Annotated in this window: 13 protein-coding genes; 3 read left to right on the forward strand and 10 right to left on the reverse strand. The window is 51.1% G+C overall.

Translation table 11 applies throughout. From position 1 onward, the window contains the following. Positions 1-80: 80 nt before the first annotated feature. From NC981_RS12300 to cruF, 6 genes are all read right to left on the reverse strand, one after another. Entirely contained in the window at positions 81-1,442 is a 1,362-nt protein-coding gene (locus NC981_RS12300; RefSeq protein WP_348243054.1) for an acetamidase/formamidase family protein, read from the reverse strand. Between the two features lie 36 nt (positions 1,443-1,478). Then, entirely contained in the window at positions 1,479-2,318 is an 840-nt protein-coding gene (locus NC981_RS12305) for a DNA-formamidopyrimidine glycosylase (protein ID WP_348243055.1), read from the reverse strand. A gap of 91 nt (positions 2,319-2,409) precedes the next feature. After that, on the reverse strand, positions 2,410-2,673 hold the full coding sequence (locus NC981_RS12310) for a photosystem I reaction center subunit IV (RefSeq protein ID WP_190379047.1): 264 nt from the start codon (positions 2,671-2,673) through the stop codon (positions 2,410-2,412). 144 nt (positions 2,674-2,817) lie between these two features. Next, on the reverse strand, positions 2,818-3,597 hold the full coding sequence (locus NC981_RS12315; RefSeq protein WP_190379046.1) for a ZIP family metal transporter: 780 nt from the start codon (positions 3,595-3,597) through the stop codon (positions 2,818-2,820). Continuing rightward, on the reverse strand, positions 3,587-4,798 hold the full coding sequence (cruG, locus tag NC981_RS12320) for a 2'-O-glycosyltransferase CruG (RefSeq protein ID WP_348243241.1): 1,212 nt from the start codon (positions 4,796-4,798) through the stop codon (positions 3,587-3,589). Before cruG ends, NC981_RS12315 begins: the two co-directional genes overlap by 11 nt. Positions 4,799-4,895: 97 nt before the next feature. Further along, the gene (gene cruF, locus NC981_RS12325) at positions 4,896-5,819 is read right to left on the reverse strand and encodes a gamma-carotene 1'-hydroxylase CruF (RefSeq protein WP_348243056.1); all 924 of its coding nucleotides are present in this window, start codon (positions 5,817-5,819) and stop codon (positions 4,896-4,898) included. 277 nt (positions 5,820-6,096) lie between these two features. Here cruF and NC981_RS12330 point away from each other — a divergent pair, with 277 nt between their 5' ends. Beyond that, on the forward strand, positions 6,097-7,104 hold the full coding sequence (locus tag NC981_RS12330) for a permease (RefSeq protein WP_348243057.1): 1,008 nt from the start codon (positions 6,097-6,099) through the stop codon (positions 7,102-7,104). After that, on the forward strand, positions 7,104-7,871 hold the full coding sequence (locus tag NC981_RS12335; protein ID WP_348243058.1) for a TIGR03943 family protein: 768 nt from the start codon (positions 7,104-7,106) through the stop codon (positions 7,869-7,871). The genes NC981_RS12330 and NC981_RS12335 overlap by 1 nt, the downstream gene beginning before the upstream one ends. 41 nt (positions 7,872-7,912) lie before the next feature. Here NC981_RS12335 and rpaB read toward each other — a convergent pair whose 3' ends face one another. Next, entirely contained in the window at positions 7,913-8,644 is a 732-nt protein-coding gene (rpaB, locus tag NC981_RS12340) for a response regulator transcription factor RpaB (RefSeq protein ID WP_058997053.1), read from the reverse strand. Positions 8,645-8,820: 176 nt separating this feature from the next. Here rpaB and radA point away from each other — a divergent pair, with 176 nt between their 5' ends. Beyond that, complete coding sequence (gene radA / locus NC981_RS12345; protein WP_348243059.1) at positions 8,821-10,305, forward strand: DNA repair protein RadA; 1,485 nt, start codon at positions 8,821-8,823, stop codon at positions 10,303-10,305. A gap of 196 nt (positions 10,306-10,501) precedes the next feature. On the opposite strand, the gene tkt is transcribed toward radA, so the two are convergent. From tkt to acpP, 3 genes are all read right to left on the reverse strand, one after another. Then, on the reverse strand, positions 10,502-12,511 hold the full coding sequence (gene tkt / locus NC981_RS12350) for a transketolase (protein ID WP_348243060.1): 2,010 nt from the start codon (positions 12,509-12,511) through the stop codon (positions 10,502-10,504). A 178-nt stretch (positions 12,512-12,689) separates the two neighbouring features. After that, on the reverse strand, positions 12,690-13,943 hold the full coding sequence (gene fabF, locus NC981_RS12355) for a beta-ketoacyl-ACP synthase II (RefSeq protein WP_348243061.1): 1,254 nt from the start codon (positions 13,941-13,943) through the stop codon (positions 12,690-12,692). Between the two features lie 87 nt (positions 13,944-14,030). Beyond that, positions 14,031-14,282 (reverse strand): acyl carrier protein, encoded by a 252-nt coding sequence (acpP, locus tag NC981_RS12360; RefSeq protein WP_190379039.1) that lies wholly within the window; start codon positions 14,280-14,282, stop codon positions 14,031-14,033. Between the last annotated feature and the right edge of the window lie 151 nt (positions 14,283-14,433).

Raw genomic sequence — 14,433 nt, forward strand, 5'->3', positions numbered from 1 at the left:
AAAGTAGCTCTGGCTGCGAATTTGTAGCTTTATTGCGTTTGATGGCAGCCAGAGAGGTTCGTAAAATGTAACCTAAAATACTAAGCTTTCTTTACCCAAAGCGATCGTGGCATCAGACAATGAATCGTCTTCGCGCCCGGTTCAATTCGTCCGATTCGCGCATCCATCGCTAAACTTGCCAGCGCATAACTATCCAACCTCGATAGCTTCCTTAATCGTGCAATCCGCTCGATCATTTGCATCGAAGCCAGGTTCATTGCAGTCTGCACATCGGCATTTGTAGCCGTTGTGACATAACTATCGCGGGTGTCTTGCGTTGGGTTAGGAGCGCGTTTCGGGCCGGCTTTCTTTGGCAACATGCAGTAAGTGCCCTTCACCTGATTAACGATCTCAGCAACCTGGCAATCGCCGTAATTGTTCATGAACTGCTGTGCTTCTTTGCTCGATATGCGTTTCCAGTCTGAGACAAATTTCACCGTTTGTTCGTTCAGCATATCAACGGCTTTGTTGAGATCGCGATCGTATCCCAAAGTAATCCAGTGGGTTGGTGTTTCAATCCGAGGAAATGAGAGCGGCGTTTTTTTGATCACTTCGATCGTCATGTTCAATTCACTAAACGCACTCTCGATCGCGGTTAAATTCACTTCTCCATTTCCTTGTGCCGCATGAGAATCACCCGACCACAACAATGCGCCCTCAACAAACACAGGTAGATAGATTGTTGTTCCTTGCACCAATTCGCGACAGTCCAAATTCCCCCCATGCGCCCCTGGTGGAACCGTACTATATTGACCGCTTTCTGCTCTTGCAACCCCAAGAATTCCGGGGAACGGACGCACGGGAATCTCAATTCCCGGTAAAAATTCCGTCACACCCCGACCCAGATCGAGATAGAAATGCTTGACTTGCGCTTCAGTGAATTTGTCCGGGAACTGTCCTAATTTCAGATTGCCAGGAAGGTTCCAGTTTGCGCCATAGCTGCGGGGAACAATCCGATTGATCCGCACCTTCAGCACATCACCGGGCATCGCTCCTTCCACGAAAATTGGGCCTGTGACGGAGTGAGGGCCACGACCCGGATAATCGACGCGGAGTTTAGTGATTTGTTCGATCGACGATCCTGGCAAAATCTGATTCAACGATGCCATCATCGTTTCCATCACGACGGTATCACCAGATTTGATTCGAGCACGAGGCGGTTCTGCATTGTTAAACCAACCCCACTGCGCCGTTTCATCGTTCGCGGGTAAGAGATACACGCCGCCTTGATATTGACCGACGTAGCCTTGTCTTAGCGCGTTGATTTCAGGACGCTTAGAAGGTTGATTATCTTGGGCGTTTGCTTTAGAGAGCATGGATACAGCGGCAGCACTTGCAGCACTGCCGATTAGAAAATCTCGACGCTTGGGCATATAGAAATAATGGGTCAGGTCGGAATTCATTATTTCCTACGGGTTCGCTATAAAATGTGACATAAGCTACTGTTTACACGGTTGGCAGGTCGGGCAGAAATGCGCCGATCGTCCCGCCAACTTTACCCGCTCGATCGTCGCTTCACAGTTGCGGCAGCGATCGCCATCCCGCCCATATACCCAAGCAATCCCGCCATAGTTACCATTCACCCCCGACACATCGCGAAAATCGCTAAAACTCGTTCCTCGCGCTGCAATGCTATCTTTTAGCACTCGAATGACATTCGCTCGGAGTTTGGAGGCTTGTTCGATCGATAACTCACTGCACAAAGTTTCCGGATGAATGCCACTGAGAAATAAAGCTTCATCCGCATAGATATTGCCAATTCCCGCAACTAAGGCTTGATCAAGCAGGGCATTTTTAATCGGACGCTTCCGGTTTTTTAGCTGTTCGTAGAAGTAGAGATCTGAAAAGTTATCAGAAAATGGCTCATGCCCTAATCGCTGAAGTCCCGTAATAATCGTTTTTGGGTCGCGATCGTCGATCACGTGCCACATTTGCCCGAACGTGCGCTGGTCCACAAACCGAAGCTCTCGATCGTGATCAAAAAACAGTCTTACTCTCGTATGTTTCTGCAATGGGTCTGATTGTTTCACCCACAAAAGCTGTCCGGTCATTCGCAAATGCACACCGAGCCAGCCCACCGGAGCTAATTTCGCCAAAAGATACTTGCCGTAGCGCTGCCATTCTGCGATCGATAAGCCTTGCAATCCAGCGATAAACTGATCAGCGATCGGATGAGCGATCGTGCGATCAAGTAACACGTCTCCACCAACGATCGGCTGATTTAGCGTCACTTGGTTTAAATCCAATCGAACCGTTTCAACTTCAGGCAGTTCAGGCACAGCGAATACACTCGTAAAAGTCCATTCTAAAAAACTGAGCCAGCACCAACAGAAGAAAGGTACTGGCTCAAACTTAATTATCGCAGAGAAATTACTCTGCTTTCTTGGCTGCGGGTTTTGCCGCTGCCGCCGCTTTCTTTGCGGGCGGCTCAACTTCTTCGAGTTCGCTCAGTGCAAAGTTATTGGTGTTGACACCGCCAGCTTGACCACTGTAGCCCGTGTAATTGACCTTATCAAAGCGCACAATCACCGGATATTTGATGCCGCTTTGGTCGATCGAGGCGACGGTGCCGACATCGCGATACCAGTAGGACTCTTTACGCAGAATGCGGACTTTTGAACCACGTTGAACCATGACTGTTCTCTTCCTTTTGTTTTGAAAATTAACGAACTCAATCTATGCAAAAACACATGATGCCGCGTCAATTTTCCTCAATTTACTACGGGAGTTGAACCGAAGCGCGATCGCCGTTACGAGTTGAAACATTCTGATACAAATTCAGCCCAAAGCCACGTCCAGAAACATCATCAGCACAAATCCAATCATTACGCCCAGAGTCGCTTGCTTCTCGATTCCTAAGCTGTGCGACTCTGGAATAATCTCATCGCTGATTACAAATAACATCGCCCCGGCTGCAAATGCCATTCCCCACGGCAGCACGATCGCGGCGATCGAAACGACCCCCGCCCCGATTAAACCTCCGATCGGCTCGGCAAGTCCCGTTAACAGCGCCACACCAAATACCTTTCGTCTGCGGTAGCCCTGAGCCAGAAGCGCGATCGCTACGACCAATCCTTCGGGAAAATTCTGCAAGCCAATTCCCAAGGTGAGCGCAATTCCATTCGCGACATCGCCACCACCAAATCCAACTCCGACCGCTAATCCTTCGGGAAAATTGTGCAGCGTAATCGCAATCACAAACAGCCACACTTGACGTAATCGGCTTGCAGTCGCTCCTTCTGCCCCTTTAATGAAGTGTTCGTGCGGAAAGTAGCGATTTGCCAACCAGAGGAACGCACCCCCAAGCAGAATGCCACAAACAACGATCGCGGCGGCGGTTAGTTTGTTCTGCGTCAACTTCTCCGCCGCTTCAATGCCCGGAATCACCAGAGAAAAAGAAGTTGCAGCTAACATCACACCCGCCCCAAACCCCAAGAGCGCGCCCTGAGTTTGCGGAGTAATTTCCTTGATGAAAAAGATTGGGAGCGCGCCTACTCCGGTGCCCAATCCCGCAACTAAACTCCCCGCCAACCCCAAAAGTGTGACGTTATCCGCCATAAGTGCGACCCCGCCAGCTTTTCGGCTTTCGAGTAGAAGACAGGAAGATTCGGAAGACTGCGGCTGGATCGGCTAAAGGAGAGAGCCAGAATAACCAAGCACCTTTGGCAGAAGAACGATCGTAGGACTGCAAGACCGCCGCATTTAATCCAATTCGCATCGCGACCAATGCTCCATTCAATCCAAGGGCGATCAATGCAGGTAATGTTGTATGTCCAGAAGAGACCATCCAAGCGCTTACAATCAACAACGGAATCGGCAATGCTTGAACCAAGATCAAAAATGCTAAATCTCCCCAAACTTGCGCGGGTGTTGCAGCATCTTTGAGATCGAGCGATCGACCCCATTCATCCCAGGTTTCCGCCATGCCTTCGTACATTCGGACTTTCAGCACGTTTGCACCATCGAGAAAGCCCACTTTTGCACCCGTTGCCGCAATATTGCGAACCAAAGTCACATCATCACAGAATGAGCCTTTCGCGCTGGTATAACCGCCCACTTTCTGAAGGAGCGATCGCCGACAAAAGAAACACTGCCCGTTTGCCATCACCCGCTCTGGAGAGCTACCAATTTCACCCGCTGCCCCGAATCGATACACCAGCGTCATCAACAACGCAGGCTGAAGCCAAAACTCACCCGGATATTTGAGAATAAATCTCGGTGACAACGTGATCAGATCGTAGCCCTCAGTTGTCGCTGTTTCGAGCAAGCTACACACCAAACTTGGATGCGGAATCGTATCGGCATCAATTCCCAAAATCCACTCGCTGTCCGGCGAACTCGCCAAAAATCCGTTATGCAGCGCCCACGGACGACCGACCCAATCCGAAGGAAGCGGATCATCATTCATTAATCGAAATCGCGGATCAGTTTCTTGAGCAGCTTTAACCAAATCCGGCGTTTTATCGATCGAGCGACTATCGACGATCGTAATCTCTCGCACTTCATACGTTTGGCGCGTCAACCCTTCGAGACAGGGTGCGATGCGATCGGCTTCATTCAGCGTCGGCACAACGACGCTCACCGCACCCAAAAAAGACGGATTCGGTAACTGAGGCTGAAGGGGGGAACGACGCACCGCACCTTTAAGCAACCGTGATAGCAAAATCGCCGCCGCCGGGATTTGAACCAGCAGCAACCCAAAGAAAAATCCATCTTGAAACGCAAAAGCCTGGGAATCGACTAATCCCAGGCAAATCATTCCGGCGTGCAGCATAAAATTCGTCAACCCTTTAACCCCTTATCGCTTTGAATGATTACAAAAAAGAGATGCTCGATCGAGCATCTCTTCTCAATCTCTATTTTTGAGAAAGTCCGACCGAAACGGTGGGCACATCTCGCGAGACCGTTCCAGAAAGCGAAGCTTCGAGTCCTTGAGTGGGTCTACTCATCCACCAAAGACCGATCGCCGGAACAACTCCCAGCACAATGCTCATGCAAGTTGGAATCAAATAGCGCGAATCCAATTCTGCTACCGTAATGATCGCCCCAAATGCAAAGTTAATCAGGTAAACCACCAGCGGCACAGTCAATTGAGCGCGAGTTAAGTTTAGCGGCTTTGCTCTCCAGAACAAGGAAGCCACAAACATAAATAGCGCACCAGTTCCGAGCCAGCCTGTGACATTGCGATAAGGCATTCCAAAGAATTCGCCGACTTCACCAAATTCCCAGAACGGATAAGGTGCCTGGCTCATTGCCGGATCAAGCACGAAATCCCATGCCGTTAACAGAATTGAACCCAGTGCGATCGCTCCGGTTAATTGCGCCCACAGGGGTAACTTCAGGCTTTCTAAGCCTGCTCTTGCCAGCACAAAGCAGCACAAGCCGACATAAAACCACGACAGCGGAATTGTGAATGGCACAAGCCCTGCAATCTTATAGCCCAATCCGCTCAAATAGCCGTATGCCCCAAAGGGAAACCCTGTACTTGTACCGAGTAGTTCGCTTCCCAAAGATAGAAACACCGCAGGCAACATAAAGGTGAGCCAGTGCCGCATTCCGAGCGTTCGGTAAGCATAAAGAGCTACCGTAATCGCGCCGAGCAGAATATATCCCACACCGCCATTTGCCATGCTCCAACCGAAAGCAGATTGCCCGATCGCCGGGAGGGAAGCGATAAATTCTGGATTGGGCAGCACCAGTAATAATCCTGCCAATCCAAAAGCCAGCGCCAACGTATGTCCCATTAAACACAGGCGCTCCACAGTAACCAGTTGCTTCATACCGTTTCCTCAGAAAATATGGCACTCATTTTGCCTGATCATACAGTTTACAAATCTTCAGGCTCATTCTTGCGTTTCCGATGATGCTTTTTTAAGATTTCCGTAACAAAGATCGCTGCATTCGGTTGAGGCACGATCGCGCCAAAACTTCAGAATCATCTGAAACGTCCTTCTGATTAGTGATAGAAGATCTGTTGCTAATTTTCTTCCTTTACAATCTCTTCAGGATCTCCAGTTCCTTGCTATGATCCCCTCAATCTCTTCACATTCGGATTGAATGGCTCAGATTAATAGTGCGTTCACCCTCTTTTTGAGTTTGATGGTTGAGGCAATGCCCTTTTTGCTGCTGGGGGTATTGTTCTCTGGATTGCTTCAGTTTTTTGTGGATGAAAAGAAGCTTGTCGCGATTCTGCCAAAAAATCCGTTTCTAGGCGCGTTTGCAGGCAGTTGTATTGGATTTCTGTTTCCGGTGTGCGAATGCGGCAATGTGCCCGTGGCGCGGCGGTTGATGCTACAGGGTGCGCCGATATCGGTGGCGATCGGTTTTTTGCTGGCGGCTCCGACGATTAACCCGATCGTCTTTTGGGCAACTTGGACAGCATTTCGCGATCAGCCGGAAATTGTGTTTTATCGCATCGGGTTTTCGCTGGTGATTGCCACGATGATTGGCTGGGTGTTTAGCGCTCAGAAAGATGTGCGCCCCCTGCTGCAATCGAGCGTTGCATCCTACCTTTCTCGCAAACTAGATCCGCCTAAATCCTCGGCTTCACCGCTGTTGCAGGCGGGGACTTATTTTCTGGGACAGTCGAGCAAGCCGCTGATTACTGACCCGATCGAGCTGCAAACCGCCATGGAAAGCACCATTTCAAAACCCACTAGCTATCGCCTGAGATTGCTGCTCGACAACACGCTGCAAGAGATGCGCGAGTTGGGCGGCGTTTTGGTTTTAGGAAGCGCGATCGCGGCGATTTCGCAGGTGTTTGTGCCGCGTGAAATTATTCTCGGCTTGGGTCAGGATAATGTCACCTCGATTCTGGCAATGCTGATTTTGGCGGCGGTGGTTTCGATCTGCTCAACGGTTGACTCATTTTTCGCGCTGTCGTTTGCATCGACGTTTACGGGCGGATCGCTGGTTGCATTTCTCGTCTTTGGCCCCATGATCGATCTCAAAGGTGTGGGATTGATGCTGTCGGTGTTTAAGGCGCGAGCAATTCTCTATATTTTTGGATTGGCGGGATTGTTGACGTTTCTATTTTGCTTGTTTGTGAACTTGTATATCAGTTAATGATGTCTAGAATTCCTTGGCATATTTTGATCCCGTGGCTGGATCTGTTAGCGCTGATGGCTTGGGGTTTGGCAATTCTCAAGTTCTGGTTAACGAATGAATTATTTCTGCTGATCCATCCAAATTACAAGATTTTGACGATCGCAGCCGGATTCTCGCTGCTGGTGATTAGCGGCATCAAAGGTTTTTTTGTCTGGAAAGCCAGTCGAAATGCGCGACCGATTCCGAGCGATTTGCCGCATATCACGCTGTTTCCGCCGGGGCTGAGTAGCGCATTGTTGTTGGGGGTCGCGATCGCCGGATTGATCATCACACCGCGCCCGTTTACGAGTCAGACGGCAATTGATCGCGGCGTGAATGATTCGATTACGCTGACGCGAGTTCGACCGCAAACGTTTCGTGCCTCGGCTCGGACTGAGGATAAAAGCTTGATTGACTGGATTCGGACGCTTCAGGTGTATCCGGAACCCGATGCTTATACGGGACAAAAGGCAAAATTGCAGGGATTTGTCGTCGTCACACCGGAATTGTCCGATCAGTATTTTTTACTGACCCGATTTGTGATTACGTGCTGCGCGGCGGATGTCTATCCGGTGAGATTGCCGGTGAAGTTGACCACGGGGTCGCGATCGGACTACAAGGTTGATTCTTGGCTCGAAGTCGAGGGTCAAATGACTACAGAAACTTTAGCTGGCAAGCGCCAATTAGTCGTTCAAGCAAGTTCAATTAAGCCGATTCCAGAGCCGAAGAATCCTTACGATTATTAGCAAACGGGCGGGGAGATGGTAGTTTCCTCGCCGACGCTTGACTATTCCACTTCGCCGGGTTCTAGAATGCGCTGGAACAGGTAGCCCGTTCCGCGTGCCGTCAGAATCAGTTCGGGGTTGCTGGGGTCGTCTTCTAGCTTGGCGCGGAGGCGAGAAATGTGGACATCCACGACGCGGGTATCGACGTGGCGTTCAGGTGTGTAGCCCCAAACTTCCTGAAGAATTTCCGATCGCGAGAACGGTTCCCCAGAGCGACTCACCAAGAGTTCGAGCAAACTAAACTCCATTCCGGTTAGCCGGATGCGTTCGTCGCCTTTATACACTTGGCGCTTGTTTGTATCGATACGGATGCTGTTGATGTGAATCACACCAGAACTGGGAATTCCGGTGACACCTGTTTTATCCACGCGACGCAGAACCGAGCGAATGCGGGCTTCGAGTTCCTTGGGAGAGAACGGTTTCACCACATAATCATCGGCACCGAGTTCGAGTCCAGTAATGCGATCGGCGACATCCCCAAGCGCGGTCAGCATGATAATCGGCACATCAGACTCTTTGCGGAGTTCCTGGCAAACCCCGTAGCCATCGAGCTTCGGCATCATCACATCGAGAACCACCAGATCTGGATCGGCATTGCGGAAAGTGTCGAGGGCTTCTTCACCGTCTGCTGCTGTCACCACATCGTATCCAATCATCGACAGGCGAGTTTCTAGAATGCGACGGATGCTGGCTTCATCGTCTACAACCAGAATCTTTTCTTTATGACTTTCCACAGTTTGTAATGCTCCTTGAAGTCAAATCTGTAGTCGTTAATTTTTTCAACTTTTATTATGGAGATAGTAGCTCACTTTTTAATTCTCAGGCTATCAAATCCTGATTATGGCTGAGCTTCAGGCTTTCTTAAGCTTTACGAAAGTTCACAAGTAATCTATTTTTTTAAGTTTTGCAAATGCCTAAAGTACGATCGACGTTTGTTTGCAACGATTGTGGAGCGGAATTTTCTCAACATTTCGGTCGCTGTCCGTCTTGCTCGACCTGGAACTCCCTTGAAGAACAGGTCGCTCGTCCGGCAACTCCGCCCGCAGCAATGGCTCAGATTACACGGATACGCGGCACGAATGGCAAGAGTCGATCGAATACTCCTGCCCAAGCGATCGCGTCGCTAAAGCTAAACGAGATTTCTGATCAGGCTCAAGATCGCCTGGCATCGGGCTATGTGGAACTCGATCGCGTGTTGGGCGGTGGGATTGTGCCCGGATCGCTGGTGCTGATTGGCGGCGATCCGGGAATTGGGAAATCGACGCTGCTGCTTCAGACGGCAAATCGATTGGCGACGCGATATCGAACGCTGTATGTCTGTGCGGAAGAATCGGGACGACAGGTGAAGTTGCGAGCGCAGCGATTGGGCGTGGGGAACAAGGCGACTCCTGAAGCAGCGGAATTGATTGAGCCATCCGAGGAGGGCAGTCTTCATCTGTTGCCAGAGATTGATTTGGATACGATTTTGACCGAGTTGGAATCACTGAAGCCGAGAGTGGCGATTATCGATAGTATTCAGGCGCTGTACTACAGTGCGCTGACTTCGGCTCCCGGATCGGTATCGCAGGTGCGAGAGTGTACTTCGGTTCTGATGCAGGTAGCGAAACGGCAGAATATTACCCTCTTCATCGTCGGTCACGTCACCAAAGAAGGCGCGATCGCAGGCCCGAAAGTGCTAGAACACCTGGTCGATACGGTGCTGTACTTTGAGGGCGATCGCTTTGCAAGCCATCGATTGCTGCGATCGGTGAAAAATCGCTTCGGGGCGACACATGAAATCGGCGTGTTCGAGATGGTCGATCAAGGGCTACAAGAGGTACTCAACCCGTCAGAGTTGTTCTTGGGCAGCCGAGAAGATGCTGCATCGGGGACGGCGACGATCGTCGCTTGTGAGGGCACCCGCCCGATCGTCGTGGAGTTGCAGGCGCTAGTGAGTGCCACGAGTTACAGTTCACCGCGGCGATCTACCACGGGAATCGAGTACAACCGATTGCTGCAAATTCTGGCAGTGCTAGAAAAGCGAGTCGGCATTCCCTTATCGAAACTGGATGCTTATGTTGCCTCGTCGGGCGGTTTGAATGTAGCTGAACCTGCGGCAGATCTGGGTGTAGCGGTGGCAGTGGCGGCAAGTTTTCGCGATCGTATCGTTGATCCGTACACGGTGTTGATCGGGGAAGTTGGACTCGGCGGACAGGTGCGCCCGGTTTCTCAGACCGAATTGCGATTGAAAGAAGCCGCGAAACTGGGATTCAAAAAAGCGATCGTGCCTAAAGGTGCAAATTACGGGGATGTAGGGATGGAAGTGATTCCGGTGGCGCGGGTGCTAGATGCGATTAGTGTGGCGCTGGCAGGAAGTCGGGCACGACAGCCAGAGGAGCATGAAACAGAGGAATAAAGAAAGCTCTGTCTCATCGAGGCAGAGCTGATTCTCTACAGGAATAAAAGCAGCATCGGCAAGCTAGGGTGATGCAAACCCATGGCTTTTGTCAACGATCGATACCCGGACTTGCGAAAGCTAGAAATCGCTCAAAAGGGCGAGCTTTCGCAAGTCCGGGTTCACCGCGACTAATTACTCAAAGCAAAGCTTGAGGTTATTTGCCGATGACCGCTTTCGCACGCGCTACAACGTTCTCCACGGTGTAGCCGAATTTCTTCATCGCTTCACCGCCCGGAGCCGAAATTCCGAAGCGCTCAATGCTGATCATGTCGCCTTCTGATCCCATGTACTTCTGCCAGCCAAAGCTCGAAGCTGCTTCTACAACTAAGCGCTTTTGATCCGCTTTCGGGAAAATCGTGTTTTTGTAAGCTTCATCCTGCTCCTCAAACAGTTCCCAGCAAGGCATTGATACCACGCGAACTTTATAGCCTTCAGTCCGTAGCTTCTCAGCCGCTGTAACACACAAGCTGACTTCGCTTCCGGTTCCAACCAAGATGATGTCCGGCAGGTCGTCGCTACCAGAGAGAATGTAAGCGCCACGGGATACAGCATCGATCGAGCTGCCATCCAGGTTCGGCAAGGCTTGACGAGTCATTGCCAGCAGCGAAGGCTGATCGCGGCGCTCCATTGCGATTTTGTACGCGCCAGAGGTTTCGTTACCATCAGCAGGACGGAAGACCAGCAGGTTTGGGATGGCGCGTAACGATGCGATCGTTTCGATCGGTTGGTGCGTTGGGCCATCTTCACCCAAAGCCACTGAGTCATGCGTCATGACATAAATGACTTGAGCCTGCGACAGTGCCGACAGACGAATGGCTGCTCTCATGTAGTCTGCAAACACCAGGAAGGTTGCACAGTAGGGAATCAGCCCTGAACCGTGCAGCGCAATGCCGTTACAGATTGCGCCCATTCCATGTTCACGGACTCCAAAGCGGAGGTTGCGGTTTTGATAAGAGCCTTTCTGGAAGTCGCCGAAGCCTTTGAGTAGAGTCAAGTTCGAGTGGGTTAAGTCGGCAGAACCGCCGATTAATTCAGGAACGACAGGCGCGATCGCGTTTAGAGTTTTCTCAGAGGTTTGACGAGTAGCTAAGCCTTTGTCTTCGGGAGTGTAGGTCGGTAGGCACTTTTCCCAACCGTCCGGAAGTTTGCCGCTCAGCATTCGCTCAAATTCTGCGGCTTCTTCGGCATACTTCGATTTGTAGTTTGCAAACGTCGCATTCCATTCATCTTCGAGTTTTGCACCGCGCTCGATCGCTTTGCGCCAGTGGTTCAACGCATCTTCAGGCACAACAAACGGTTCGTGATCCCAACCGAGATTGTTCCGTGTTGCCGCAACTTCATCGCCACCCAGTGCCGCACCGTGAACGCCTGCGGTGTTGGCTTTGTTCGGAGAACCATAGCCGATCGTCGTGCGAACTTTGATCAAAGTCGGTCTACCGGTTTCCTGCTTCGCCGTTTCGATCGCTTCTTGGATCGCTTGCAGATTGGTGTCACCGTCGGGAACGACTAAGACTTGCCAGCCGTAAGCTTCAAAGCGCTTGCCCACATCTTCCGTAAAGGAAACGGAGGTATCACCATCGATCGAAATGTGGTTGTCATCGTAGAGTGCGATCAGTTTACCGAGTCCTAAGTGTCCAGCGAGTGAACAAGCTTCACCGGAAACACCTTCCATGTTGCAGCCATCACCCAAAATCACGTAGGTGTAGTGGTCTACGATCGTCGCCTCTGGCTTGTTGAACTTCGCTGCCAGGTGCGCTTCCGCCATTGCCAATCCAACGCCGTTGCAAATCCCCTGACCGAGCGGACCTGTCGTGACTTCTACACCCAGGGTTTCAAAGTTTTCCGGATGTCCGGGAGTGCGCGATCCGAGCTGACGGAACTGCTTGATGTCTTCGATCGTCACGCTGTCGTAACCTGTCAGGTACAAGAGCGCGTATTGCAGCATCGAACCGTGACCCGCCGACAAAACGAAGCGATCGCGATTAAACCATTTGGGATTTTTCGGGTTAAACCGCATGAACTTATCCCACAGCACAAAAGACATCGGAGCTGCACCCATCGGCAAGCCTGGGTGTCCGGATTTTGCCTTTTCAACTGCGTCGATCGCTAAGAAGCGAATCGAATTAATGCAAAGTTCTTCGAGTGACTGGGCTGCAACGACCATGATTTCTGTTAAGAATGAACGACGATTGGGCAATAACGGAAGAATTCGGACAGAACGCGAATACCTCTTTCCATTATGAAGAATGGTAGGCAAAACTACCTAATCAGAAAAAGCTATCGGAACCTGCTATTCGATAACAGCCTCCTAATAATCCTCGATAACGGTAGACACTTCAAGCTCAGGGCACAAACTTTTTGAATGCCAGTGTGACGTTGTGTCCACCAAAACCGAAGGAGTTTGAAAGCGCCACGTTGACAATATGATCACGGCTTTGATTCGCCACGTAATCCAAATCACACTCTGGATCAGGCTCAACTAAGTTAATCGTGGGAGGAACGCGATCGTGCTTGATTGCCATGACGGTTGCGACCGCTTCGATTCCCCCAGATCCGCCGAGTAAGTGTCCGGTCATCGATTTGGTTGAGCTGACGAGAATTTGATGAGCGCGATCGCCAAGGGCAGTTTTGATCGCCATGGTCTCGTTCGGATCATTCACGGGTGTACTTGTGCCGTGAGCGTTGACGTAATCAACTTGATCCGGGGTTAATCCGCCATCTTTGAGGCAGAGCTGCATTGCTCTGGCGGCATCTTTTCCGCCGGGAGTTTGGCTGGTGATATGGTAAGCATCGCAAGTCACGCCGTAGCCGACGATTTCCGCGTAGATTTTGGCTCCACGGGCTAGAGCGTGTTCCATTTCTTCGAGCAGAAGAATGCCTGCCCCTTCACCGAGTACGAAGCCATCGCGGTCTTTGTCAAACGGACGGCTAGCGTGAGCCGGATCGCCGTTGCGGAGGGAGAGCGCTTTACAAGCGGCAAAGCCAGCAACCGCAAGCGAGGTCACGGCAGCCTCGGTTCCGCCGCAGATCATCGCCTGAGCATAGCCGCGTCGAACCCATTGAAAGGCATCACCGATCGCGTTTGATCCGGCAGCGCAGGCTGTCACTGAACAAGAGTTCGGGCCTTTCGCACCGATTTGAATCGCGGTTAATCCCGCCGCCATGTTCGCGATCATCATCGGAATCATGAACGGGCTACAGCGATCGGGGCCTTTGGTTAGATTAACTTCTTGCTGATCTTCCAGCACTTTCAAACCACCAATGCCCGTTCCGATCAACACGCCGACCTGCTCGGCGTTGAGGTCGTTGATCGTGAACTCAGCATCTGCCAAAGCTTGCTTACTGGCTGCGATCGCGAGTTGACAGAAGCGATCCATCCGCTTGGCTTCTTTGCGATCCATATATTGATGCGGGTCAAATCCCTTCACCTCAGCCGCAAAACGGCAATCGTGCCGGGACGCATCAAACAGGGTAATCGGGGCAACGCCATTGCGCCCGCTCATCAAACCGTCCCAGAACTCAGAAAGCGTATTGCCGATCGGCGTAACTGCACCAAGCCCTGTGACCACAACGCGCTTATTTACCGAATTTGTCATGATGTCCAATAAAGAAAGGGAGTAGGGAGTTGGGAATAGGGAGCGGGGGGTGGCACATTGCGTCTCCCGACTCCCGACTCCCGCTCATTATGCGGTTTCTGCAACTCTGCTGCTGATGTAATCGACTGCCTCTTGGACAGTGGTCATCTTTTCTGCCGCTTCGTCGGGGATTTCGATTTCAAATTCTTCTTCGATCGCCATTACAAGCTCAACGACATCGAGCGAATCGGCACCGAGATCGTTCTGGAAGTTTGATTCCGGACGGATGGTGCTGGGATCGTCGATGCTCAACTGTTCTGCGACGATCGCTTTGAGCTTATCAAACAATTCTTGACTCATGATTCCTCTTGGGTTGCAGCAGCAACAAATCTGACTAAACGAAAAATCCACTCCTCCGTTGTTCTGTCGTGGCAAAGATTGCTGGCTGCTGCGCACCCAACAATTTGAGCTTGACAATACGGTTTTGAGCATTTTTTCATCTTACCCCGTA

The sequence above is a fragment of the Leptolyngbya sp. DQ-M1 genome, assembly GCF_039962505.1.
Lineage (GTDB): Bacteria > Cyanobacteriota > Cyanobacteriia > Leptolyngbyales > Leptolyngbyaceae > Leptolyngbya.

Excerpts from the sequence above, each read along its gene's own strand:
- NC981_RS12300 (WP_348243054.1), bottom strand. The coding sequence starts at position 1,442 with ATGAATTCCGACCTGACCCATTATTTCTATATGCCCAAGCGTCGAGAT.
- NC981_RS12335 (WP_348243058.1), top strand. The coding sequence starts at position 7,104 with ATGATGTCTAGAATTCCTTGGCATATTTTGATCCCGTGGCTGGATCTG.
- cruF (WP_348243056.1), bottom strand. The coding sequence starts at position 5,819 with ATGAAGCAACTGGTTACTGTGGAGCGCCTGTGTTTAATGGGACATACG.
- fabF (WP_348243061.1), bottom strand. The coding sequence starts at position 13,943 with ATGACAAATTCGGTAAATAAGCGCGTTGTGGTCACAGGGCTTGGTGCA.
- tkt (WP_348243060.1), bottom strand. The coding sequence starts at position 12,511 with ATGGTCGTTGCAGCCCAGTCACTCGAAGAACTTTGCATTAATTCGATT.
- cruG (WP_348243241.1), bottom strand. The coding sequence starts at position 4,798 with ATGATTTGCCTGGGATTAGTCGATTCCCAGGCTTTTGCGTTTCAAGAT.
- radA (WP_348243059.1), top strand. The coding sequence starts at position 8,821 with ATGCCTAAAGTACGATCGACGTTTGTTTGCAACGATTGTGGAGCGGAA.
- NC981_RS12310 (WP_190379047.1), bottom strand. The coding sequence starts at position 2,673 with ATGGTTCAACGTGGTTCAAAAGTCCGCATTCTGCGTAAAGAGTCCTAC.
- NC981_RS12330 (WP_348243057.1), top strand. The coding sequence starts at position 6,097 with ATGGCTCAGATTAATAGTGCGTTCACCCTCTTTTTGAGTTTGATGGTT.
- NC981_RS12315 (WP_190379046.1), bottom strand. The coding sequence starts at position 3,597 with ATGGCGGATAACGTCACACTTTTGGGGTTGGCGGGGAGTTTAGTTGCG.
- acpP (WP_190379039.1), bottom strand. The coding sequence starts at position 14,282 with ATGAGTCAAGAATTGTTTGATAAGCTCAAAGCGATCGTCGCAGAACAG.